Source organism: Methanosarcina sp. (assembly GCF_028693135.1).
GTDB lineage: Archaea > Halobacteriota > Methanosarcinia > Methanosarcinales > Methanosarcinaceae > Methanosarcina.
Genome location: NZ_JAQUVZ010000042.1, coordinates 1 through 22951 on the forward strand (window position 1 = coordinate 1; position 22951 = coordinate 22951).

Below are 22951 nucleotides of genomic sequence, written 5' to 3' on the forward strand. Positions count from 1 at the left end.
TGATCGACAAGATAATCTTTTATGAGTGGGAATAAATTAACCATTGACTCTGCATCCTCTTTTTTTTGTGGTGAAAGGAAAAGGATACAGAGTCAATCATATTTTACAGAACTTTCGGTACACTGCCAAAGCAAGTATTATGAGAATATAATAATACGTAACGATGATCTGTACAATAACTCCTAAAATCCACACAATGCCGCCCAAAATTAGGAGTAAAAGGAGTAAACTTACTAACACATCAGTATCATCATTCGATTTTCGTTTTTTGTAAGATCTGTAGGGTCTCCTTTTCCGGGATCCGTAATTTGATTTACGCGACACTACCACAAACTCCTTTTTATTTTGGAAAATGTTCTTTATACTTAAAAGAAGAAAATATAAAAAGTTATTTACATTCTGAAAATGAAAGTGCCTTCTGGCAAACATAGCATACATCTCTATTCCTGCTTTTGTAGACGAAAAAGATCCATCTCTTTAAAGCCAGCTCATAAAAGATATGCTACAAATAGGGGGAAGACAATCGTTAAATTCGTCTATTGTTATTCTGCTTTGGCTAATTATTATGAGGAATATACAATGAAAGCAGATTCTATGATCGAAAAAGCAGTTAAGACTATCCTGGATAAATTTGCAGAGAGTTACGCCAGATGCGACCTGAAAAGTGCAATGTCCCTTATTGCACCAGATGCCGATGTTGTTATTTACGGTACCGGTGCAGGTGAGAAGCGGGTAGGTCCGGAAGAAATTAAAACTCAGTTTGAGCGCGATTGGGCTCAAATCGAGGAGCCGGCTCTTGAGTACAAATGGATTTTCATCTCAGCGGCTGGTAATGTTGCCTGGGCAGCCATTGATGCCGTTTTCAAGGGAAACGTAGATGGACAGAACCTTAAATTCCAGTCCCGGATCACAAAAGTACTCGAGAAGCGTGGGGACAGATGGTTCATAGTCCAGGGAGATTTTTCTTTTCCGGATCAGAGTCAATTTTTTGATTAAATGATCCTTTCGGGGAATAAAAACGATATTTAATTCTATGTTTTTATTTTATACCTATCTCGGATCACTCTAAATCAGATCCAGTAATTATGGACGTAAGCTTTTGTCTGCTGGATATACGGAGTGACGTACTTGAGGCAAAATGGTACAATCAACAATGTAGTAATAACATTGCCAACGAACCATCCTTCAAATGTCACAAAAAATTCAGTCCATGGGACCATGCCATCCCTGACTATCATGAAGGCCCCCCAGAGCGCACCGATAAAGTTGTTAAGCAGACACCCGAACAAAAGGAAAATCCCCATGTCCCTTTTTGTCCTTAGCCTTATGTTTCCCCTAAAGTAAGCAAAAGCCATCAGGGGTATAAGGACCTGCCAGAGATCGGCAAGTGACCATACAACATTTAATGAAAGGGGCATATCCGCAAGAATTCCTGCTCCGATCATACAGCCAAGATAGGCAGAAACCCCTCCCCAGATTCCATACCAGAGGGCGAAAACGATCATAAAGGCGACTGCAAAATACATACTGGATACGCCGGGCGCAGGTGAGATAGGAGAGGTTACCACTGCAAATCTTGACAAAAGTGAATTTACCAGTATCAAGAAAAGAAAAATATTCAGATGGGTTGATACTGACTCTATATCGGGAATTATATCTTCTCCTTTAATTTTAGGATATAATATATGTATATTCGGTCCTCTGAAGGGGATACCGATAATGGTATAACTATAAATAACATCTTTTATTATATAACATAACTGCAGCAAAATATAAAAATTTGTATCAGCACAGCGGAGATTCATTATTTTTCGAAATTTCGTAAATTACATTATCGGAAGTCATGGAAATGAAAAGTGATCAAGAAGACATGGATCCACTCCGACTAAAGGAATGGTTCGCAAAACCATATTCTGTGACTGTGACAACAATTTTGCTATTTTTTCTAGTCCTTTATCGTACCTGGTTGTATATTGTAAATTGGCTTGAAAGTGTCCTTGTAAATGGACTCACTTCCGGGGATGTAACTTTTATTAAAGCACTTACATTTATTCTGGTTCTTTTGATTGCCAATATGGTATACATGGTTCTCAGCAAACAGGTAGGCCTCTTGAGAACTGTAGAAGATCAAGAGAAAAAACTTTAACTATGTGAACTAAAATTTCAGAATTTTATTGATAATGTGCCAGAGGTTGCAGTCCAGGGCTTTGACCCGGATTGTACTGTAATTTACTGGAACACTGCAAGCGAAAAAATGTATGGATATCCCAAAAATGAAGCCATGGGAAAGAAACTGACTGAACTTATTGTCCCCTGTGAAAATAAAAATGATTTTTTAAATATCGTCGGTTCCATGCAAAAAGACAGGACTTATGTCAGTGCATCGGAAAATATTTTTGTAACGAAGAAAGGGGAAAAAATCCCTGTATTTTCCAGTTATTCGGCTGTCCAGGTACCTGAAGACCAGTTTGAGATATTCTCCATGGAAATAGACCTTACCGAAAGGAAAAGAATGGAGCAGACTCTTCTGGAAGCAAAGGAACTTTCTGAGGCTTCAAACAATGCAAAAAGCACATTTCTGGCAGGCATGAGCCATGAAATTAGAACGCCTCTTAATGCGATCATTGGATTTTCCGATCTGCTTATTGAAAACTTCGCAGGACCCTTAAATGACAAACAGATGAAGTATGCAAAAAACATATCCATAAGCGGCAAGCATCTGCTCGGCCTCATAAATGACATACTTGACTTATCAAAAGCAGAAGCCGGAAAGATGGAACTCCAGTATGAGAAGGTCTCGGCTCCCCTGATAGTCAGGGAGATCGCAGAAGTTATGAGGCCGGTTGCAAGCGGCAGGGGAATAACTATCAGCACCGATATAGAACATGGTGCTGGTATAGTGGAAGCGGACAGCGGGAAGTTAAAGCAGATCCTGTATAACCTCATAGGGAATGCAAGCAAATTCTCTATTGATGGGGGAAACATTACTGTAAGAGTCAGAGTAGTTGAAGAGTTTATGCAATTTGAGGTTGAAGATGAGGGCATAGGGATAAAGGAAGAAGACCTGCCCAAACTTTTCAAACCTTTTTCCCAGGTTGACGGACCCACTGAAATTATAACTGAAAAGAAGCATGAAGGCACAGGACTGGGCCTATCCCTTGTCAAGAAACTGGTTGAACTCCACGGAGGAAATGTTTGGGTCAAAAGTGAATACGGAAAGTACAGTATCTTCGGCTTCAGCCTCCCGCTTCAAAGCCCAACCGAGCTGCAACTCGACTGAGACTGCCGATAAGAATCCCGGGGCCTGAGATACAATAGAAACCCCGGACATCCATAGCTACTGAAGCAAAAAGAGAAATTCTGGTTCAGGATTTCCCCTTTCAATCCAGCAAAACCAGCGTATACGGCACCGGAGCCGTATCATCCATCTGAAACTTCTGAAACTGTGCCCCTATTTACAAGCATCTCGTCCATCCTCATCCCGGATGCCATGACACACGGCCTGCGGAAGGAGATTGGAGGCAGACCTTTTCTGAGTCTGCGTCGGGACAGTTTCATTTATTATATTAACATGAACTGTTTTGCTAACATGTATATTAAAATTATCAGGCAAAGAAAAAGGAATGAATGCATTAATGCTCCGATCACTATTTCATGATTTACTTTACGGTCTTTCAAAAATAGAATATTTTGTTTCAGGGTGAAGGGGGAATTCTTGGGTGAGTCTTCCATAAATTATACACTAATTTTCTCCCATATATATAAGTATAGTTTTGTCGTTAATCAAAACTTCCTGTAATTATTAATTTCGCTCCCTCTGCCCTTTCTTCTGTCCCTTTCTTCCGTCCCTTTCCTCCATCCTTTCTTTCTTTTTTCGTTCATCACACGTCCTCTACTGCAAAAAAGGCGGCATAGGAGTTATGGTATTGGGCCAAAACCCCGGAAAAGGAGGCAAAATACCTTGAAAGGCCTAATTTCCTCTTTCAATCCAGCAAAACCAGCGTATACGGCGATGGGCTCGTATCATCCATCGGAAACTTCTGAAGCTGCGTCCCCAGTTTTTCAAGGGTCTTGTCCATCCTCACCCCAAGCCCCATAAGGCAGGGCCTGCGGAGGGTTGGGTGGTGGCAGGGACCTTTGTCGCCGGCACATTTCACATCAGAATAGTCGCTTGTGGCGCACCAGGTACACATGCCGGGGAAGGTGGCAAGGGCGGTGTTGTAGCCAAGAGTCCAGGCGAGTTTTTCGATTTCGAGGACTCCAGGCTGGATTGTTTCTTTTCGGTCTTTCATTACGGTCTTTAAATTATCAAAAAACTGGTTTTTCGTTTCTTCGTTTTCGGGGGGTTCGACACTGAATTTTATGAAGTTTTCACTGACTTCGCGGGGGAAAACGTTTTCGGATTTCCATTCAACGAGGAGGGCCCAGTCGTAGTTAGCAAGCATCTTTTTGAATTCGCCCACGGTTGGGATATAAGGTGGGCAGACCCGGCTTCCGTAGCCGTTGCAGCCGAATATGCACTTCAGAATAGTTCGGTCTTCGACCACGATATTTTCTGCGGGAAAGAGCCTGACGCTTTTTGCTCCCAGTTCTTTCGCCTTTTCTTCCAGCAGCCTGTAGTTTTCGTCATCTATCTTCATAATTTAGGTTGATATCAGCCGGGACACTAATAGTTATGCTGCATTTGGATGACTTTAATCTATTTCTCTGACCTTTCCACCCCAAAACGAAATTATCCTTTATTTTGAACTCTTTTAAATCCGATGCAATTATATTTCTTGCAGGTGAATAAAGTAATTGGGGTTACTGAATGGAAGGCGTTAATTTTAAGAAAATTATGATTGCAACTGACGGTTCGATCTGTTCCAGGATGGCTGCTAACAATGCGATAGAGCTTGCCCGTTTGAGTGGGGGGACGGTTTATGCGGTATATGTGGTATCCACGGATTATTTCTCTTCGATGGCTGTGGATTTTGATTGGGAAAGGATGAATGAAGCCCTGAAAAAAGAAGGACATGCGGCCGTTAGTTATGTAAAAAGAGGAGGAGAGATGGAAGGCGTCGATGTGGAACCCATCCTGCTTGAAGGGCATCCGGCAGACGAACTGATCCATTATGCCGAAGAAAATGAGATGGATATTGTTGTTATGGGAACTCTCGGCAGGACAGGACTGGACAGGCTGCTGCTCGGCAGTGTGGCAGGAAATGTTGTAAGGCACTGCAAGGTACCGGTAATGATTGTAAGTCAACTACCCGCCAATAAATTGGCAGGCATGTAATATTGCTTCGGTTGACCAGCTTAAGTATTAATTTACTACGTTGGATTTGTCATAACACCTGCAGGTGCTTCCTCAGCTTGTAGCTCTGTTGTATAATATTAAAAGTTCTGTAGAGTAGGAACGGTGTATTATGCTTAACAAGCATTTCCAACATTAGCGAGAGGAGACACGAAAGTGCGTTACCGGAAGCAAGAATCATCTTACTTCTGAGATCGGAGAAATTCAATTATGATCTTTGTATTAAACAAAAACAAACAACCATTAAGTCCCTGTCATTCAGCAGTTGCCAGAAAATTGCTTAAAACAGGAAAAGCGGTTATTCATAAAAAATATCCATTCACAATTCGACTAAAAGAGTTGAAAACCTCTATAAATAAAGCTGAATTCCGATTAAAAATAGACTATGGAAGCCGACATACAGGTTTAGCTATCTTATATGGTTCTAAAGTAATTGGGCTTGCTCAAATCCATCACAAAACCAATATTAAAAGCAATATGGATAGCCGCAGAGCAATGCGGAGAACTCGACGAAATAGAACAACCAGGTATAGAAAACCCAGATTCAACAACAGAAAACGAAAAGAAGGTTGGCTTCCCCCATCCCTGCAAAGCAGGGTAGACAACATCCAAAATTGGGTTGCTAAACTGCAAAAGTTATGTCCTTTGACTCATATTTCGTATGAAAATGCCAAATTTGATACCCAGCTAATGCAAAATCCTGAAATTTCAGGTATTGAATATCAGCAAGGAGAACTTCAGGGGTATGAAGTCCGAGAGTATCTCCTTGAAAAATGGAATCGAAAATGTGCATATTGCGGAGCAGAGAATGTTCCCCTGGAGATAGAACATATAATTCCAAGAGCAAGAAAAGGAACTGACAGAGTTTCTAATTTAACATTAGCCTGCAGGACTTGCAATGAAGCAAAAGGAACCATGACAGCAGAAGAATTTGGGTGTCCTGAGATTCAAAAACAAGCAAGAATACCACTGAGGGATGCTACACTTGTTACAGCTACTCGATGGAAAGTCTACAATGTTCTTGAAAAAACAGGATTTGAAGTTGAATGTGGCACAGGTGCGAGAACTAAGATGAATAGAATCAGGTTGAATCTACCCAAAGATCATCATTTTGATGCAATTTGTGTTGGGGCTTCAACACCAGATAAAATAATATTCAAAACAAATTCAGTACTTCACATAAAAGCAAAAGGTAGAGGATCACATTGCAGAACCAATCTTGATAAGTACGGATTTCCTAGAGGGTATCTGAGTAGACAAAAGAGTTTCTTTGGGTTCCAGACAGGAGATATTGTTAAAGCGGTTGTTCCGAAAGGAAAATACAAAGGAATTCATTTTGGTGCTGTAGCTTGTAGAAAAACAGGTTATTTTGATATTAAAAATAAAGAAGGTGTTAGAATAGGGCAGGGAATTAATCATAAAGATTGCAATATTTTGAGTAGAGCAGATGGATACGAATATGCCACAGAGAATTTGGAAGTTGACGGAATTCCTCCTACCACTAAAGTCATAGGCATCCTTCCTTAATTTATCGTGAAAAGTGCAGAACCTGAGGCAGAGGGCTCGAAAAATCACATTCAACCTCAGGTTTTATCTTCTGCATCTGCATCAATCGGTTTTTCTTTAGCAGTTTTTCTTTTGTATTCCTTCTTTTAGCCTGGCAGTCGATTGCCTTTTAACTTATATTCAGCCTTCAATTCAGCCTTCAATTCAGCCTTCAATTCAGCTTTCCATCTTCTTTTTCACAGCTTCTGTGGTTTTTTCCGAAGAATCGGTTTCCCAGAGTTTCCTGACCCTTGCACTCTTAAGGACAGGCATGAGAGAATCAATTTTAGCCTGCACGGCTGCAAGTTTTTCCTCATCGATACATGGGAACTCTATACCCATAAACTTCTGGGCTTTGAGGGTTTCAGTCTCTCTGAGGACGGCGCGGTCAACTCCTTTCCTGACTCCGGTCTTCAGGGACTCGATTGCATCCTTCCACTGGGTAGCCCAGGGTGTATCCGGGATCTCTGTGTGGTGGACATCAGATCTTTCTACTTTTATGGCTCCAAGGTGGCAGGCTTTCACGCAGGCCCCGCAGTACATGCAAAACTCTTCGGCAAAAGCAATCTTTCGCGGGTCTTCAGGGTCTGTTGGCACGTACCAGAGTTCCGAGGGACAGACATTAAAGCAGCCGCGACATCCCTGGGGATCGCACTCTTTCAGGTTTACCTCAATAAGGCTCAGTTTCCCTTCCATGGGCTTTTGCAGGTCAACAGCTTCATAGGGGCAGACAGCCTGGCAGCGGCCGCATTGCGTGCATTTCAGCTCATCAACTTTTACCGTGCCTTCCACTTTCGGGGCTTCGCAGGGGCGTTCTCCTTTAACCTTTATCGCCTCTTCCGGGCAGATGTCCTGGCAGAGCACACAGTAGTCACATTTATCCTCGTCTACAAGGATCTGCTCAAAAGGTACAGGGTTATCAGGGGTCGGTTCGCGCTCAAGCAGGAGAAAGGCGTCACAGAACCGGGCACATATCCCGCAGAAGTTACATTTTTCAGTATCGATCTCAATTTCACCCTTTACCCCTTCCTTAAAGGGAGCAATCTCTTCTTTTTTCGGGAAGGTGAACTCGACCTCAATTGCGTCCTGCGGACAGGCTCCCTCACAGAGGAGGCAGGGGAGACATTTTTCGTTGATATTTACATAAGTATCGTATTTTGGGTACTGATTTTCATCAGGGACCTCACCCACAGCTTCGAAGGAAATGGCGTGCACAGGGCAGAGGTTTGAACACATCCTGCAGAAGGTGCATTTTTCCAGGTCCATCATAACAGGAGGGGCATCAAGCCCGGTTGCAATTTCATGTATGGGTCCCAGTTCAAGGGCTTTTGTGGGACAGATCTCCACACAGATCCCACAGCCGTTGCAGCGCTTATAGTCGTAATCGAGGGTCTTGAGGGACTTCTCAGTTGCTTGCGTATAGAGAAAATGGGTCCCCTGCAGGTCCATGCTGGTTGTAACTGTGATCTTTTCCTGATTTTCGCCCTCGCTGTCTTCAGGCACTTCTGCTTCCGTTTCCTCGAACTCGAAATCCTCAGATCCGGATTCTTCAGATTCAAATTTCCCTGATCCGGATTCATCAGATTCGCATCTCTCTGCATCTTTTTCTCCGGTTTCAGGCTCTTCATTATCTCCGGCTCCGCAGCAGCACCCCCCGCATACATGAGTTTCCTGTTCGGGGCACTCTTCGGGATGTTTCTCGCTCACTGTGCCACCTCCTCCTGTCCTGTTCCCGTACATTCCTGTTTGAGTTCGGTCCCTATAGGCCCTATTTCTTCTAGTTCTTTTACAAACTCGGTGATTGTGTTCGAGAAACGTTCTCCTTCGGCAGCCGAGATCCAGAGGGTCCTGAGCCTTTTCGGATCAAGCCCTATTTCCTTTATGATTTCTTTTAAGACATCCATGCGCTTTTCTGCATCAAAGTTTCCGTGAATGTAGTGGCATTCGTCCATCCTGCAACCTGCAACAAGCACTCCGTCAGCTCCACCTTTTAAGGCTTCAAGCACGAATTCCGGGTTTACCCTTGCAGAACACATAGTACGGATGACCCTGATGTTTGTCGGGTAATGGATCCTCGACATTCCTGTCAGGTCTGCACAGGCATAACTGCACCAATTGCAGAGGAAAGCTACAACAAAGGGGCACTGGGACTTATGAGCTGTTGCAGCTCTGACCTGGGCCAGGATCTGCTCGTTTTCGAAATTCCGCATCTGGATTGCACCCACAGGGCATGCGGCACTGCAGTCTCCGCAGCCGTAACACGAAACCTCGTCTACCACCGCTTTCTTGTCCACAATACTGATCTTCCCGAACTTGCAGACATCCACACAGGTCCTGCACCCAATGCACTTTTCGGGATCAACATGCGCTCCCATAGGGTCGGCTTTAAGCACTCCGGTACTTAGGAGCTGCATTGCTTTTGAAGCGCAGGCACTTCCCTGGGCAATCGAGACCTGGATTTCCTTGGGGCCTGAGGCGCAGCCTGCCAGGAAAACTCCACTCACCGGGGCGTCTACAGGACGCATCTTAGGGTGGGCGGGGGCAAAAAACCTGTCCGGCCTCCGGGAAAGGTTCAGCATCCTGCATATCCCTTCTGCAGCTTTGGCGGGTTCGTAACCTGTAGAGAGCACCACCATGTCATAGGCTTCCTCCTCGGGACGGCATTCCAGGGTGTTTTCATAGCGGAGAACTGGCCTGCCGTCATCTCCCTGATAGATTTCCGCTACCTTCCCGCGGATGAAGTCCACGCCCATTCCCTGGGTCCTGATATAGTATTCCTCGTACATTTCTCCGGCTGCCCGGATGTCGATGTAGTGGATGGTGACTTCCGTTTCCGGGTAACGCTCCTTAATCATCTGGGAGTTCTTGAGTGCGGCCATACAGCAGACACGGGAACAGTATTCGTTACCCACGGTTTTGTCTCTGGATCCCACACACTGGATGAATGCAACGCTTTTCGGGGGTTTTTCGTCAGAGGGCTTGAGGACTCTCCCGCCAGTGGGCCCTGCAGAGTTCAACATCCGCTCAAGCTGCATGTTCGTGATGACATCCGGGTACTTTCCAAAACCATATTCTTTTTTCCTGGAGGCATCAAAGAGCTGATAGCCCGTAGAAACGATTACGGCTCCAGCTTCGAACTCTATTTCCTCAGGCTTCTGTTCGTAATCCACAGCGTCTGCAGGACACGCCTGCTGGCAGAGCCCGCAGCCCACGCAGTGGTCAGGATCGATGAGAACCACCTGGGGGACGGACTGGGGGATTGGCATGTAGATAGCCCGGCTCTTTCCAATCCCGTAGTTCATGGGGTTTTCTATTTCCACGGGACAGACCCCGGCGCAGAGGTCCACACATCCCTTACATTTGTCCTCGAGCACGAACCTGGGTTTGCGCTTGACTTTTACATGGAATTTCCCGACTGATCCTGAAATATCGGTAATTTCTGAGTAGGTGTAAAGAGTGATGTTCGGGTGGTTCTGCACGTCCGTCATTTTTGGGGCAAGCACACAGATTGAACAGTCGTTTGTAGGAAAGACCTCGTTCATCAGAGCCATTTTGCCCCCGATTGTGGATTCCCTTTCCACCATCGTCACAGGAAATCCTGTTTCGGCAAGGTTCAGGGCAGCCTCGATTCCCGCAACTCCTCCCCCTATGACAAGGACATTTCTGCTGGCTTCAGAGCTTGTTGCACTCAGCTCTTTGAGGACTTTGGCCTTTGCAACCCCCATCCTTATCAGGTCAAAAGCCTTCTGGGTCGCCATCTGGGGATCGTCGGCATGCACCCAGGAGCACTGCTCCCTTATGTTTACCATTTCCAGAAGGTAAGGGTTAAGGTCGGCTTTTTCCATGACATGCCTGAAGGTTTTTTCGTGCAGCCTTGGGGAACAGGCAGCTACCACAACCCTGTCGATTTTGTGATCCTTTATGTCCTTAATGATGCCTTCCTGTCCGGAATCGGAACACAGAAACTGTACATCCCGGGAAAGTACCACATCTTCCAGTTTACTCGCCATTTCCTCAAGGGCTGAAACATCAATTACTCCTGCAATGTTCAGTCCGCAATGGCAAACGTAGACTCCGACTCGCATGTTTGTTGACTCCTTATATTTATGAATATTCTTAGAGATCGAGTTCTGATATATCTTTTGATTCATTTTATTTATATCATTTATAAGTTAAAATTTCAGGATTATAATTCCGGAACGTTTTCCTGCGCATGATTCCCGCCAGTGCAGAAAAAGTAAGGTCCTGTGTAGCCCTGGTTCAGCGTGTTTTTATCACGGCTCTGGAAAGGCGTTTCTTTAAGCTTTCCGGGCATTTGTGAAATTTGTGTTTTATAAATCTCAATATAAATTTTCCCTCAAACAGGATAAAAAGGTAGCCGTTTTGTACAAAATCAAAACCTTTATCTTGTAAAAGTTTTCTGAGCCTCTGACATGCAGCTCCATGATAAAGAATTCAGAATCAGCAGCCTTTTTAGTGTTATTTCCCGGTGGCTTTCCGAGTTTGCCTTCCTTCAGCCTCATTGCAGGCATGAGCAGAAATATTTCAAAGCAACTGCAATCTCATCATAAGGTAAATTTCAAAGCAACTGCAATCTCATCATAAGGTAAATTTCAAAGCAACTGCAATCTCATCATAAGGTAACCCCGGTTCTGTTTCCGGATAGGCAGAATAGTTTTACACTACCTCATTTAATACTGTATGATGAACTATTTAACCTGTGTACAATCTGTTTAATCCGTTATTTTGAAGGGGCATTTGCCACATTATTTATATATTGTATCTGATATTTATGTGCTGATATAATAGTTACATATATATTAACTTTCGGATTCCTGTTAAATCCCGTGTTTAAATCCCGGGAAACAATCTGGTTAATTTAATCGGGTAACCTCAGACTGGCTGAACGAAGATTACGATGCTCACCAATTGATTTTATAGTTTGAGAACTTAATTCGTAATCGATCAGTCAGTGCCGAATTGTTGCTTAATAATTTATTATGTATGCGGGAATTTCCTGTGAACGGGAGTTAAAAATAATTCTTAAGAAACCTGAAAGGGGAACATATCTACGGCAATTGTGCAAGAACAGGAATGCTTCTGACTCTCCAATAATATTTCCGTGTATGACCTTCTCCCGAATAAACAGTATCACTCTTACAAAAACAGGAGGGAACTCTACATGAGTGAACACGATGAAGTAAAAGATAAAATGTATGAATGGACAGAAAAATACGCAAGCAAAGCAGGCTACAGGCTTAACCCGGATAAAGAAGCTCTTGATTATGTTCTTGACGGGCTTGCTTCAAGGGTTGAAAAGTTTGGGAAGCGTTATTGTCCGTGCAGGATAGTAACCGGGGACGAGAATGAGGATAAAAAGATAGTTTGCCCCTGTATCTATCATAAAGACGAAATTGAAAAAGACGGAAACTGCCACTGTGAACTTTTCTTTAAGTCTACCTGATCTGACTTTGTTCTGCCAGATCTGCTCCGAAAGCGGGCATTAAATACTAGTATTAGTGAGGGCGGAAAGGGGAACTTATATAAATACGTTTTGTTCATTTCCAGCCACTCTAATCTTTTCACTTAAGTTGAAATGCCTGTCTTTCAGCTTGCAGAAGGCAAAAACGTACCCTCTTCAAAATGCAGGGGAAAAGTAAATTTCACATATTTGCTGAATACCTCAAAATTTATCGGAGTCTGAAAAACATGCTCATGAAGCATATTAAGCGCAACAACTGTATGATAAAATTGATCCATATCTTGCAGGTTGGAAAAACCCTCCCTAAAATTGAAGAGGATGCGCAAGAACCTTATTTGAGCGTTTGAAGTCTCTGAAGGCTGTTAACACTGCAAATTAATATTAACATTGAGAACTAAAATGCAATAGTTTAAGGTGGATTACATTCATCTCTTTATCTGAATCTATTGACATTGTACTTCAATGCTTTTAGGTACTCAATATTTTTAGATAGAATTTCCTTCAAACCGGATATTCTTCAATAAAAAATTTCCGGTTCACACTATGGCATGTACATTCGCACTAAGGCATGTACAGCATGTACAAACACTATTTACCTGGTGTGGTATTGACCTGCCATCTTTTTAACTACCATATCTTTAATCAACTATAGGATAAATTTGACTCAAGGGTGATCTGGAATGACAAATGCAATGGAACTTTATCAGATGCTTCCAAAAACGAACTGCAAAAAATGTGGAAAAACCTCCTGTATGGCGTTTGCAGTTGCCCTTATGGCTCACGAGCTAACAGCTGATGACTGCCCGCCCCTGAAAGAGGAACCTAAATACAAAGAAAATTACGGAAAGATCAGCGACCTCTTCAAGGCGTCAGAAGGAGCAACTTCAACAGGACTCATAGTGCATGAAGAACTCTGTTTTGGTTGTGGAAACTGTGTGGTTGCCTGCCCTCCGAATGTAGCAAACGATCCCTATGGAGTAGGCTCGGGAAATGCCCCCAGGGATGCTAAGAAGCTGATCCTGATCATTGAAGACGGAGTTGTCAAAGCCCAGAATGTGGAGGAATGCCGTAGATTCGGAAAGAATAAGATCCTCTGTAACGGCTGTATAGTAACCTGCCCTGTAGAGGCAATCGAGTTTGTGTGAGGTTGAGAGAATGGAGAAAAATTATAACGTATGCACAGGCTGCGGAATGCTCTGCGACGATATCGAGGTCGAGTCTGAAAAGAATATAGTAAACAAGGTCTATACCGCCTGCAGAGTAGGGGTAGCCCACATGAAAGAAGGCCGGGAAAGTGCAGTTTTTCGGGTCGACGATAAGCCTGTAGACGAAGCGACTGCAATCAGTGAGGCTGTAGCTATCCTGAAGAATGCAAAAAATCCCCTGATTTTCGGGCTTGGGACTTCTACCAATGAGACCCAGAAACTTGCAATCGAGCTTGCAAGAAAAACCAGTGCAACCCTTGACGATACTTCCTCATTTTGCCTGGGACGTGTGGTTGAAGCCCTCCTTCAAAACAGGTTCAAGGCCTGTACCCTTGATGATGTAAGGAATAAAGCCGATGTTACCATTTTCTGGGGAGCAGACCCCTCGGACTCTCACCCCCGTCACCTTTCGAAATATTCCTATTTTCCAAGAGGAACTGAAAAGCAGCGGGGCTGGGAAGAGGATAGGACAGCAATTGCAATAGATGTTAGGAAGTCCCATACAGCAAAGATCTGCGGGAATAATTTCTTCCAGGTCCCACCAGGAGGAGATGCCGAGTTCATCGATGCCCTTATTGCAGGGCTTTCCGGAAAGCTTCCGAAAACCTCCTACAACTTCCCCCCTAAAAGAATTCTTGAACTGGCGAATATCCTGAAAGGGGCAAAATTCGGGGTAGTCTTTGTAGGGCTTGGCCTGGTTTACTCCCTGGAAAACCTTGAACCCCTTTTCCGGCTCATGGATGCCCTGAACGAAAAAGCAAATTTCCACCTGATCCCTATGGTAGGGCACTACAACATGCGGGGCTTTAATGAAAACCTCTTTGAGGAAACGGGGTATGTGAACAGCGTAAAGTTTGAAGACGGGGCTGTGAAGCACGGGCCTGAATATTCAATTGTTGAAGCCCTTAAAGCAAAAACTGTGGATGCTGCCCTTATCATTGGGTCTGATCCGCTTTCAAGCCTTCCCAGGTCTATTGCAAAGAACCTGCTTGAAATTCCCGTCATCTCAATGGACCCCTGCGAAACCCTTACTTCCAGAAGTTCAAAGGTCTATATCAATACTGCAATCAGCGGGGTGGAGTCAGGAGGAAGTGCCACGCGTATGGACGGGGTTAAGGTAGAATTCAAACCTGTTGTTGAGACTAAACGGCTCTCGGATGAAGCAGTTCTCAAGAAGATAATGGAGGCTCTCTAATGGATTTCGGATCTTTTCTTAAATCCCCTGAAATAAAGGTTAAGGTTGTAACTTACAGGGACATCTTTCAGGACAAAGCGATGATCGAAAACCGTTTTGGGGAAGATTACAGGGACCGCTCCGCCATCATAAAACTGGACTCTGCAGACTTCAAGCAGTTGAACGTGAAAAAAGGTGACACTGTTACCCTGAAAAACTCTTTCGGAACGATTGTGGTCAAAGCTGAGGAATCCGGGTACGAGCCCTCTCACAAGGGCATTGCATATATGCCTAACAGCCCCTGGTCCAATATGCTGGTCTCGGATGAAACGGGTGGTACAGGAGTCCCTAAATTTAAAGACATATCTGCAACCATTACCAGCGCAAAAGGAGCAAAAGTAACTGAACCAGGGTTTTAACTCTTTCAAGATTCCAACTCATTAAGAGTTAAAATCTTTATTCATAAGGTTTCAGGATTCCCTTAAAAACGACAAAATTATTTTTATATTTTTTCTTTTTTCAGGGTTTTCTTTTTTTCAATAACTGTTTTAACCTTAAACCGGATGAGAGTATGGCTGAGAAACTCTTAATATTTACCCTAATATTGAAAAATGGAACCGTTTTACACCGTTTTGAAGGTTTTGAAAATGTAAAATCCAGATGGGAACTACCCTGTGAGTATCTATCCAGCTCTCACTTTGCAGCCTGGAATGGCGTCTTGCTGTATTCGGATGGGTATTTTATAAAAACCCTATCTTCCGGAAGTATGATTTCAGAAAATGAGTATCAGGAACTGATAAATATTGTTGAGCTTGGGAAAAAAAGGTTGAGAGAAATACAGGCTAAAAGGGACATTTAACAGCCTTTTCTTGTTTTTAGAACCCTTCTGTTCCCTTCTATTCCGTTCTGTTCTGTTCCGTTCTGTTCCGTTCTGTTCCGTTCTTACCCCTGCTTGCCCCCTTTTGAGAATTTTTAGGCGTTCCAAAGAGTTTTATCATAATTTATGTTTCTCTATTTTTTCTTCGGTTATAAGAGTGGCAAAGGCCTTGATCTCACCGTAATATGCTAATATAAATATATATTAAATGTGCCTGGGATGTATCCTGTATATTGTGCCGTATATCCTGTATATTGTGCTCTGTATGGATGCCGTTTTCTAGATGACAAAAACCCTTGAAAACAAAACACCTTGAAGGCAAAATATGCTCTTGTATTTCAATTCGGATCAATAGAATAATTCATCAGCTAAATAGAATTCATGCGTCATCGGTTAAGCGTTAGGGAATCACTCTCGTATGTGTTTTTATAATAATAATCCATACTTCTTCGGTTAAGAGAAGAATCATGATAAATTGCCCTATTTCTGCGACACATCTCGAAAACATATATTGATATGAAGTTGGAGCAGGGCATCGATTTTAGTTTAGGTGTTCGAAATTTGAGAATAATTTTTGCTCTAAAATCGATAGCATACAGACAAGAAAATTCCTTAACCGATGACCAATGGAATTAAATTGAAAGACCAGATTAAATTGAAAGACCAGGATTACATTTTACTACGGTGATTATCATGGCAAGAATACTTTCCGAACTTGACATTGGCATTCTGAAAACCGTTGCTCCGGAATGTGAGGCGCTCCTTTGTTCCGGCTCAGGAGTAAATTATCGTTCCATTCTCCCACCTCTGGCAAACCACTACTCAAAAGATGCAGCCGATTTTTTGAGGAGGATCAAGCTGCTGCCCATGTCTGACCTTGAATACCTTGTCAGGCTCATTTTATCAGGAGAAGAAAGCCTGGGCTGCATACCTTTTAATTACATTATTCTCTTTGTGGAAAATGTATCTGAAAGGCTGGGTGAAGAGGTTGCATCCCAGGTCAGAAAATCATATGACGATTCCGAATGTCCTGCCTGAAAAATCTGATTGAAAAGATGATAAAGAAAACTGATTTGGAATTAACTGAAAAAGGCTCCGGTACCCGGGTCTGAGGGTTTTGGACAGGTAATATTTTTCCTGTACCATTTACCTGTAATATTTACCTGCTTACCTGCTCTATGCAGTCATCAGGCGTTTTCTGAATCCTCCGTATACCGTTTTTTGTCCGAGATTAACCGAACAGGACCTGATAAGCCTCTCAGGCTCTCCCGTATTTATCTTCAAGCCTTTCAATATCATCTTCTCCAAGGTAATCTCCCTGTGCAAACAGGACCTGATAAGCCTCTCAGGCTCTCCCGTATTTATCTTCAAGCCTTTCAATATCATCTTCTCCAAGGTAATCTCCCTGTGCAATCTCAATGAATATCAGGTTCTGACGACCTGTGTTTTTAACGCGGTGTATATCGTTTACCGGCAGGTCGACCGAGTCTCCGGCAAGAACCCTGATCTGGTCGTCGTTTTTAGTTACAAGTCCTTCACCGCTGATTATATACCAGTATTCACTTCTATGAGAATGGCGCTGAAGTGAGAGTTCTTCCTGAGGCAGGACTGTAATGCGTTTGACCTTATACCCTGGCTTCTCTGTAAGCACCTCATAGAAGCCCCATGGCCTTTTTTCCTCACGTTTGCACTTTTCCAGGATTGTTTCATATACCCTGATATAATCATCTACCATCCGGTCAACAGAGAAGCGTTTTTCCACGCTTTCCCGGCATCTCCTGCGGGATATGGAGTTAACCTTTTGAACCGCCTCAACAGCTTCATCCACATTATTTACGAGGAATCCGGTCTCCTCATGTATGATTAGTTCAGGCATGGCACCTCTGTTTATCGCAATTACAGGCGTCCCGCAGGCAAGAGCTTCGACCACCCCGAGCCCGAAAGCCTCCTCATAATTGATCATATGCAGGAGAACGCGGGCATTTGAAAGCAGCTCTTTCTTGCGCTCCTGGGAGACATGCCCTTCGTAAATAATCTGTTCGTTGTCTATATGGGGCTCAACTTCATTTTTAAAATATTCAGAGTCTGCAAGAAAGCCAGCAATTATTAATTTCATTCCTGCTTTTTTTGCAACTTCTATTGCTTCTTTTGTGCCTTTATCCCTGTGAATACGCGATATAAAAAGAAGATAGTCCTCAGGCCTGTCATTAAAAGGAAAACTTTCGGTATCTATCCCGTGCCGGACGGTTGCTATATAGTCCAGTTCATTGCACCTGTAGGCATCACTTATGGATACATAGAAAGTACTGTTGTTATATTTTTTATAAACGGGCAGAATTTTCCGCGAAGAAAAGCCGTGTATAGTTGTTACAACAGGTGTGTCTACGAGCGCACTGTAAGTAAGAGGCAGGTAATCAAAATGGTTATGGATTATGTCAAACTCATTTGCCCTTTCAAAAACCTCTGATATATGCAGGCCCTCGTATACCTTTATAATCATATCCTTATCTTCTTCATACGGCCTCGGGCAAACGGCATGAAGTTTGCCTGCAGTATGCGAATCAGCTGTTGCAAACAGCGTAACGTCAATACCCCGTTTTACCAGCCCCTCGGTTAATAAGGATACCATTGCCTCCCATGGACCATACTTTTTAGGCGGTGTGCTCCAGGCAATCGGAGATAACATAGCGATTCTGATAAAAGTCCCCCCATTTTAGATTTAAGCTCCCTTTTCCCCAATTTTAGTCGGGAGTGATATACCTGTCCTCTTCAGCGATCGACAAAACTTTGCAGATCTGTTCTTCAGGGCACTCATGGATATATTCCAGAACATCGGAAACTTTTGCGCTTGCCAGGGACACCGAGGTATCCGCACTTCCATAATAAATACGGATTTGATCGTCAGTTAAAACCCAGCCGCAGGGGAAAACAACATCATTAACATCTCCACTGCGTTCATACAGTTCACGGGGCCCGAAAACCCACCCTTCGGATCTGTGGAGGACTTTTCTCGGGTCTTCAAGGTCAAGAAGAGCCAGCCCAAGCCGATAACTTGTTTTTGATGCTGTTGGGCGTACTCCATGGTACATAATTAACCATCCGTCGTATGTACGAATTGGCTGTGGGGATAAACCTATCTTATTGGCATCCCACCACCCTCCTTCCCGGGCATACAGAAGAACCTGATGATCCCCCCAGTGTCTCATATCCGGGGAAAAGGAGATCCAGATATTTGCCTTCGCCCCACTCATTGAAGAGACCGGCCTGTGTAACATTGCCCACTTGCCGTTAAACCTTACAGGAAACAGAGCCGAATCCTTATTCTCAGGAGGCATGGTAGCTCCTATTCGCTCAAAATTGTGGAAATCCTCTGTAAAGGCAAGAGATGTTAAGGGGCCGGAATCCGAAAAAGAAGTATATGCTACAGCCCATTTTCCCATCTCATCAATATAAGTTATACGCGGGTCTTCAATACCGTATATCTCCTCAGGGTAGTTTATAACATCCGGAGTAAAGGTTGGTTCAGTGTCAATTTCCCAGCCATCGACCCCGTTATTGCTCCTGGCTACTGTAAGGTGAGAAAAGCCCCTGTGGTCTTCAACCCGAACCAGTAATAGAGTTTTACCATCAACTATAGCGGCAGCAGGGTTAAATACCGAATTGGCCTGATACGGCCAGTCTTCAATAGTGAGTATAGGATTTTTTTTATGCCTTACAAACAGTTCTCCGTGGTCCTTCCAGATCATGCTATCACTTCTATATTATTATTTATCACTCTGCCTTGTTTGCTGATAACAGGCTCTTTCTCTTCGGCGGGACTTCTTCACTTACTGTATGCTGAAATAACGTACTGTAGGCTCTATCTGCGTGTTTATTTAAGGAACTTAAAGCCATGAGGTAGCAGATTACAGGTTCTGCGCCCTGGTTGCAGTTCATCCCGTCGCAGTTGAGCCCGTCGCAGACCGCACCTGTTGAATAGTCATACATAGGAGTTTTAAAGCGGTTTCTGCCCAGGAAATATTCAAAAGAGTATCTTGCAAGCTCCAGATATTTTCTCTCCCGGACAGTCTCATAAGCCAAAATATAAGCCTGAGTCAGGTAACCTGCCTCTATGGGCTGCTGGTCAAAAATCGGTTTTTCTCCATCACAGGAGTACCAGCCCTGATTTCCAACAATATCAAAAAAGTCGCCTTTCCACTGGGTCTCAGTAAGGAAGTTCAGAGTGGAAAGCCCAACTCTTCTGTAAGTCCGGTCTTTGGTATAGTTATACGCCAGTATAAGGGCTTCACTCATTTTTGCATTGCTGTAAGTGACCGTGGGTTCAAACCAGTTCCAGTCTTCTTTCCTGTTAGCCTCATACAGGTCGACCAGAGAGTCTGCGTGGCTGATAAATATGGATTCCATGGCATCTTTGTCCAGAAGGGAATCTACAGACCTTACAGCATCCCTGCGGGAGTTATATACAGATTCAAAAGAATCCGCATCCACGCTTGCCCGGAGCATTTCATACAGTCCGCACATTGTGTAGGCTTTTGCTCTCGGGTAACTCAGCTTTTCCATCTGCGTTCTGGATTTACTGACAAGCGTGTGTGCAAGCGTACGTATGTTTTTTGACAGATAAGGGCAGCTTATCACATGCCCAAGTCCGTAGACCGCACGCCCGAGCGTATCTTCACTGCCTTCTTCGTCCAAAAACTCCCTTCTATAGCTCATAAAGTTATGGAAGTGTCCTGTATTGGTCTGGGCATGTTCGAGAAAGCTCATGTATGTGGTAATTAACTTCCGGAGCTCTTCGGCTTTTTCCTGGCTATCGATAAGCTGTGTCAGTGCAACGAGTCCTCTGCCCACATCATCGGTACTGTATCCGTAATGCCGGGCCGGCACACCCAGATTGGTATGCTGGATAATGCCCACGTCATCGGTCAGCAGTTTAAGGTGGTCGAGTTTTACTTCGGGAAGCTGATCTGGAAGGAAATTAAATCTTTTTTGTACTCCGGAATAGGGATTGTAGTGCTTTAAAGCCTTGGAAAAAACAGTATTGTATTCTTTACCTATGTTTTTCCAGGTCATTTTTCTCCCAAAATCATATGCATTTTTACGCATGTTTTCACACTCGTCCGGATTTTCGATTAAGTATAACAGCGAGTTTTTAAAGCCGGCAGTGTCTCCGAAATCTACGAGCAGCCCGCGATTATCGGAAAGCATTTCCTGGGCGTACCAGTAAGGAGTGGATACTATTGCTTTTCCCATGCCTATGGCATAGGTCAGAGCGCCGCTTACTATCTGTTCCCTGGAAAGATAGGGAGATGCGTAAATGTCACTGGCAAGGATATAATTGCAGAGCTCTTCTTTTTCGACAAATTTATCGTGAAACACTACATTATTCTCAAGCCCGAGTTCGGAAACCCTCTTCATAAGATACTGCCTGTATGCTTCTCCACTATGTTTTTTGACCACAGGGTGGGTGGCACCCAGTACAATGTAAGTAAGGTCAGGATACTGATTTACAACATCCGGGAGAGCCCCGAGTATATTTTCGATTCCTTTATTCGGGCTCAGCAGGCCAAAGGTAAGGATAAGTGGAGAACCCTTCAGATTCAGTATCTGTTTATACTTGCTGCAGTTGTTAAACGGATAGTCATGTAATCCGTGAAAAATCATCTCTATTTTTTCATCCGGAACATTATACACATCTTTTAACATCTCAACTGCAGTCTGGCTCATCACAACCAGCTTTTCTGAGTATCTTATGAGTTTTTCTGTGGATGTGCGGTATTCCGGTTCCGGTTCCCGGATTACTGTATGCATTGTAGTTATCACAGGCTTGTTTATCCCTGAAAGAAGAGCGAAAATGTAATCGCCTGCATTTCCCCAAAAAAGCCCGAATTCGTGTTGAAGACATACGAGATCTGCATCGGACTGGTTAATAAAATCTGCAGCCCGGTAATAATCTTCGAGTTTGTCTCTCTCTATTTGAAAAACGACCTCTTCTGGATATTTGTAGGTTTCAGAAGGGTCATTAAGGGCAATGACTTCACAATTAACGTCGTTGTTTTCTCCAGAAACCGAATTTAAAAGATCAAAAGTAAATGTGGCGATCCCACATTCTTTCGGAACATAAGTTCCTATAAACAAAATTCTCAGTTGCTTATTCAACTATTTCCCCCCAAACTTAGAGTAATCAGGGTTGTACTTCCCGCTAACTGTTGTACTTCCCGCTAACAGAACTTAAAACACTTAATTAAGCATAATTTCCCACTTAATAACACTTAATTAAGCCGTAATCCCCAGTTTTTTTAATTATACTTCAAAATTCTTAATTATACTTCAAAATTCTTAATTTATCTGTTGTGTCCTCAGATCAATATATATCAGCCTGTTTATTGATGCAAAGACTATGTATCAACAATAGCTCATTACCTACCAGGGAGAACCAGGTCTATTTATCGCAAAATAGTTTTCTATGTTAAAAAATACATAGTTATAAATCGAAAAGTGGATGGTCTATTCCGAGCTCCCCGCCCCTCAATCGCCCAATATACGGATAGAGAGTTATAAGTGTATTATCCCCACTTGCTCACTTACTTTGCTAAAATTTAGCTAAATGAGTTACAAAATATTGATTGAATATAGCAATTGTGTTCAATATATTTAATATTATTTATAAATATAATTAAACGAGTTAACTGAATAAAACAATACAACTTTAATAAAATATTGTAATTTCAAATGGCCCGATAAATATATTTTAAACAGAAAATTATGAGGAAAATAAAGCTTTTTAATCCTCTTCAGAGTTATACGAATGAATTCAAAATTGGTAAGGTATAATATACAAAAAATATCTATTTTCATAACATTTGCAGGCCTTTAAGTTCAAAAAAAGTAACTCTCCTCTGTGATTTCAAATTAAAAGGGCTTCAAGGTACTGATTTTTAGTTCTTGTATCCGCAAGATCTCTTTTCTTTAAACTGTGCAATGTATTTTTAAATGTATCGCAAATATATTTATAATATAACGAATAAAGAAGATTATAACTTATAAAATTAATTGATTCAATTAACTAAAATATATTTATACTGTATAATTTGTTTGTACTGGTATAATTTATTTATACTGGTTATTATTTAGAGAATCTTTTCAAGCGATGGATAAAATCCTGATAAATGGAAAATCCTGTGCTATCTTTACTGTTCATAAGCCTTATGAGATAGCTCCCAGTTCGGATACATTTTAGGGATTGCTTCTGGAACCTCATAACTGTGATAGTGGACACTGTCTTCCAGGTCCGGCCTTCTAGCCTTCAAATTTGAGAAATACAGTCATAATGGGCACCGGGCCAAAATTTGAATTATTAACAAATTTGGAAGAA

General features: G+C 42.8%; 21 protein-coding genes. 11 read left to right on the forward strand and 10 right to left on the reverse strand.

The features are described 5' to 3' along the window. Positions 1-579 precede the first annotated feature (579 nt). On the forward strand, positions 580-996 hold the full coding sequence (locus tag PHF18_RS14435) for a nuclear transport factor 2 family protein (RefSeq protein ID WP_300104086.1): 417 nt from the start codon (positions 580-582) through the stop codon (positions 994-996). A gap of 74 nt (positions 997-1070) precedes the next feature. Here PHF18_RS14435 and PHF18_RS14440 read toward each other — a convergent pair whose 3' ends face one another. Then, on the reverse strand, positions 1071-1583 hold the full coding sequence (locus PHF18_RS14440; RefSeq protein WP_300104087.1) for a hypothetical protein: 513 nt from the start codon (positions 1581-1583) through the stop codon (positions 1071-1073). Between the two features lie 266 nt (positions 1584-1849). On the opposite strand from PHF18_RS14440, the gene PHF18_RS14445 reads away from it, so the two are divergent. Both PHF18_RS14445 and PHF18_RS14450 read left to right on the forward strand, forming a co-directional pair. Continuing rightward, a complete protein-coding gene (locus tag PHF18_RS14445; RefSeq protein WP_300104089.1) occupies positions 1850-2146 on the forward strand; it encodes a hypothetical protein in 297 nt (98 codons plus the stop codon). A gap of 27 nt (positions 2147-2173) precedes the next feature. Then, entirely contained in the window at positions 2174-3280 is a 1107-nt protein-coding gene (locus PHF18_RS14450; RefSeq protein WP_300104135.1) for a PAS domain-containing sensor histidine kinase, read from the forward strand. 140 nt (positions 3281-3420) lie between these two features. On the opposite strand, the gene PHF18_RS14455 is transcribed toward PHF18_RS14450, so the two are convergent. Continuing rightward, on the reverse strand, positions 3421-3558 hold the full coding sequence (locus tag PHF18_RS14455; protein ID WP_300104090.1) for a hypothetical protein: 138 nt from the start codon (positions 3556-3558) through the stop codon (positions 3421-3423). A gap of 425 nt (positions 3559-3983) precedes the next feature. Continuing rightward, the gene (locus PHF18_RS14460) at positions 3984-4640 is read right to left on the reverse strand and encodes a DUF2284 domain-containing protein (protein WP_300104091.1); all 657 of its coding nucleotides are present in this window, start codon (positions 4638-4640) and stop codon (positions 3984-3986) included. A 170-nt stretch (positions 4641-4810) separates the two neighbouring features. Between PHF18_RS14460 and PHF18_RS14465 the strand changes: the two genes are divergently transcribed. Together PHF18_RS14465 and iscB are read left to right on the forward strand one after the other, a co-directional pair. Further along, positions 4811-5278 carry a universal stress protein gene (locus PHF18_RS14465; protein ID WP_300104093.1) on the forward strand — a complete coding sequence of 156 codons (468 nt, stop codon included), beginning with the start codon at positions 4811-4813 and terminating at the stop codon, positions 5276-5278. A 228-nt stretch (positions 5279-5506) separates the two neighbouring features. After that, positions 5507-6823 (forward strand): RNA-guided endonuclease IscB, encoded by a 1317-nt coding sequence (gene iscB, locus PHF18_RS14470; protein WP_300104095.1) that lies wholly within the window; start codon positions 5507-5509, stop codon positions 6821-6823. Positions 6824-7018: 195 nt separating this feature from the next. On the opposite strand, the gene PHF18_RS14475 is transcribed toward iscB, so the two are convergent. The 3 genes from PHF18_RS14475 to PHF18_RS14485 all read right to left on the reverse strand — a co-directional run bounded on the left by PHF18_RS14475 (position 7019) and on the right by PHF18_RS14485 (position 11156). Next, complete coding sequence (locus tag PHF18_RS14475; protein WP_300104097.1) at positions 7019-8548, reverse strand: 4Fe-4S binding protein; 1530 nt, start codon at positions 8546-8548, stop codon at positions 7019-7021. Continuing rightward, positions 8545-10926 (reverse strand): CoB-CoM heterodisulfide reductase HdrA2, encoded by a 2382-nt coding sequence (gene hdrA2 / locus PHF18_RS14480; RefSeq protein ID WP_300104098.1) that lies wholly within the window; start codon positions 10924-10926, stop codon positions 8545-8547. The genes PHF18_RS14475 and hdrA2 overlap by 4 nt, the downstream gene beginning before the upstream one ends. Positions 10927-11027: 101 nt before the next feature. After that, positions 11028-11156 carry a hypothetical protein gene (locus PHF18_RS14485; protein ID WP_300104108.1) on the reverse strand — a complete coding sequence of 43 codons (129 nt, stop codon included), beginning with the start codon at positions 11154-11156 and terminating at the stop codon, positions 11028-11030. Positions 11157-12023: 867 nt separating this feature from the next. On the opposite strand from PHF18_RS14485, the gene PHF18_RS14490 reads away from it, so the two are divergent. The 6 genes from PHF18_RS14490 (at position 12024) to PHF18_RS14515 (ending at position 16617) form a co-directional block, all read left to right on the forward strand. Then, positions 12024-12305 (forward strand): ferredoxin-thioredoxin reductase catalytic domain-containing protein, encoded by a 282-nt coding sequence (locus tag PHF18_RS14490; protein WP_048127593.1) that lies wholly within the window; start codon positions 12024-12026, stop codon positions 12303-12305. Between the two features lie 698 nt (positions 12306-13003). Next, positions 13004-13468, forward strand: coding sequence for a (Fe-S)-binding protein (locus PHF18_RS14495; RefSeq protein WP_300104111.1), 465 nt, complete (start codon positions 13004-13006; stop codon positions 13466-13468). Between the two features lie 10 nt (positions 13469-13478). Next, positions 13479-14723 (forward strand): formylmethanofuran dehydrogenase subunit B, encoded by a 1245-nt coding sequence (locus tag PHF18_RS14500; RefSeq protein WP_300104113.1) that lies wholly within the window; start codon positions 13479-13481, stop codon positions 14721-14723. Then, the gene (locus tag PHF18_RS14505) at positions 14723-15121 is read left to right on the forward strand and encodes a molybdopterin dinucleotide binding domain-containing protein (RefSeq protein WP_300104115.1); all 399 of its coding nucleotides are present in this window, start codon (positions 14723-14725) and stop codon (positions 15119-15121) included. The genes PHF18_RS14500 and PHF18_RS14505 overlap by 1 nt, the downstream gene beginning before the upstream one ends. Before the next feature lie 152 nt (positions 15122-15273). Continuing rightward, on the forward strand, positions 15274-15561 hold the full coding sequence (locus tag PHF18_RS14510; protein WP_300104117.1) for a hypothetical protein: 288 nt from the start codon (positions 15274-15276) through the stop codon (positions 15559-15561). A gap of 711 nt (positions 15562-16272) precedes the next feature. After that, the gene (locus tag PHF18_RS14515; RefSeq protein WP_300104119.1) at positions 16273-16617 is read left to right on the forward strand and encodes a hypothetical protein; all 345 of its coding nucleotides are present in this window, start codon (positions 16273-16275) and stop codon (positions 16615-16617) included. A 138-nt stretch (positions 16618-16755) separates the two neighbouring features. On the opposite strand, the gene PHF18_RS14520 is transcribed toward PHF18_RS14515, so the two are convergent. The 4 genes from PHF18_RS14520 to PHF18_RS14535 are packed head-to-tail and all read right to left on the reverse strand — an operon-like array spanning position 16756 to position 21735. Then, complete coding sequence (locus tag PHF18_RS14520; RefSeq protein ID WP_300104120.1) at positions 16756-16887, reverse strand: hypothetical protein; 132 nt, start codon at positions 16885-16887, stop codon at positions 16756-16758. Positions 16888-16924: 37 nt separating this feature from the next. Beyond that, entirely contained in the window at positions 16925-18265 is a 1341-nt protein-coding gene (locus PHF18_RS14525; RefSeq protein WP_300104121.1) for a glycosyltransferase, read from the reverse strand. A gap of 55 nt (positions 18266-18320) precedes the next feature. After that, positions 18321-19325 (reverse strand): glycosidase, encoded by a 1005-nt coding sequence (locus PHF18_RS14530; protein ID WP_300104123.1) that lies wholly within the window; start codon positions 19323-19325, stop codon positions 18321-18323. A gap of 25 nt (positions 19326-19350) precedes the next feature. Beyond that, positions 19351-21735 carry a glycosyltransferase gene (locus tag PHF18_RS14535; protein WP_300104125.1) on the reverse strand — a complete coding sequence of 795 codons (2385 nt, stop codon included), beginning with the start codon at positions 21733-21735 and terminating at the stop codon, positions 19351-19353. Positions 21736-22951 lie beyond the last annotated feature (1216 nt).